The organism is Halorhodospira sp. 9621 (assembly GCF_022228055.1).
GTDB classification, from domain to species: domain Bacteria; phylum Pseudomonadota; class Gammaproteobacteria; order Nitrococcales; family Halorhodospiraceae; genus Halorhodospira; species Halorhodospira halophila_A.
Genome location: NZ_JAJNRD010000080.1, coordinates 1 through 1,422, shown reverse-complemented (window position 1 = coordinate 1,422; position 1,422 = coordinate 1). Strand labels below are relative to the sequence as shown.

Sequence of the window (1,422 nt, the reverse complement as noted above, 5' to 3'; positions counted from 1 at the left end):
TGCGGTCATCGGTCTCAGCCAACTCCTTGCGCAAAGCGAATTGAGCGCCAAGCAGCGCGATCAGCTGCGGAAGATCGAACACTCATCGAGGATGCTGCTCGGCATCCTCAACGACATCCTCGACTTCTCCAAGATCGAGGCAGGCAAGCTGGAGCTGGAGACCCACGAGTTTCAGCTCTGCGATGTGATCGAGCAGATGGCGACCCTCTTTGGCGAGAAGGCCCACGCCGGCGGCCTGGAACTGCTCTACGACATCCCACCGTCCCTCCCACAGACCCTGGTCGGCGACTCCCTGCGCCTTGCGCAGGTGCTCAGCAACCTGCTCGGCAACGCCACGAAGTTCACCGAACGAGGCGGCACCGTGGAGCTTGGCATACGGAGTGTCGAGTCGGCGCTTGCCGGCCACGCCACGCTGCGTTTCTACGTGCGGGATACCGGCATTGGCATGAGCGAGGCGCAAATCGCCCGGATCTTTCAGGCCTTCGGCCAGGCCGACACCTCGACCACCCGGCGTTATGGCGGCACCGGCCTTGGACTGGTGATCAGCCGGCGGCTGGTTGAAGCCATGGGCGGTGAACTCACGGTCGACTCCGCCCCCGGGGAAGGCAGCACGTTTGCCTTCACACTCACTCTGCCTCTCGGCGAAGACCGCGAAGCGACCATCGCCTGCCCGAATACCCGCGGCCACCGCGTGCTGATTGTCGACGATCAGCCCAGCGCCCGCGAGATCATGCGCGAACTCCTCCACCACTGCGCGTTCACGACCGAGGAGGCGGCCAGCGGCGAGGCGGCCATCGAGCGGATCGTAGCGGCGGAGCAGCGCGGGGAGCCCTTCGATTTCATCCTGCTCGATTGGATGATGCCCGGGGGCATGACCGGTACCGAGACCTGTGCCGAGATCGAACGCCGGCGCCAGTCCGGCGAGCTTCGCCAGACCCAGCCGCCGATCCTGATGGTTAGCGCCTACGCGCGGGAGGAGATCGAGATCGGCGAAGACCAGGTCACCGACTTCCTGGCCAAACCCCTGACCGCCTCTTCGCTCTACGATGCGCTAGCCCGCGCTGAGCGGGGGGGAGAGCCGGGACGCGATGCCCCCTCATCCCACCACGCACCGGACCTGCGCGGCCACCGCCTGCTGCTCGTTGAAGACAACGAGATCAACCGGGAGGTGGCCACGGAACTGCTGGAGAAGACCGGAGCCACCGTGGAGACCGCCGAGAATGGTGCCGTCGCCGTCGAGGCGATCCGCGCCAATCCGCCGGATCTGGTGCTGATGGACCTGCAGATGCCGGTGATGGACGGCTATGAGGCGATGCGGGCGCTGCGCGAAGAGGGCTACGACCGCCCCATCCTCGCCCTCTCAGCGGCCGTGATGGATGAGGATCGTCAGCGCGCCGCGCAGGCCGGCGCCGATGGCCACCT

Annotated in this window: 1 protein-coding gene; it reads left to right on the top strand. The window is 66.3% G+C overall.

The window, feature by feature from the left end; translation table 11 throughout:
* Nucleotides 1-40: 40 nt before the first annotated feature.
* On the top strand, nt 41-1,422 hold a 1,382-nt coding region (locus LRF89_RS13145), incomplete at its 3' end, for a response regulator (protein WP_238637357.1).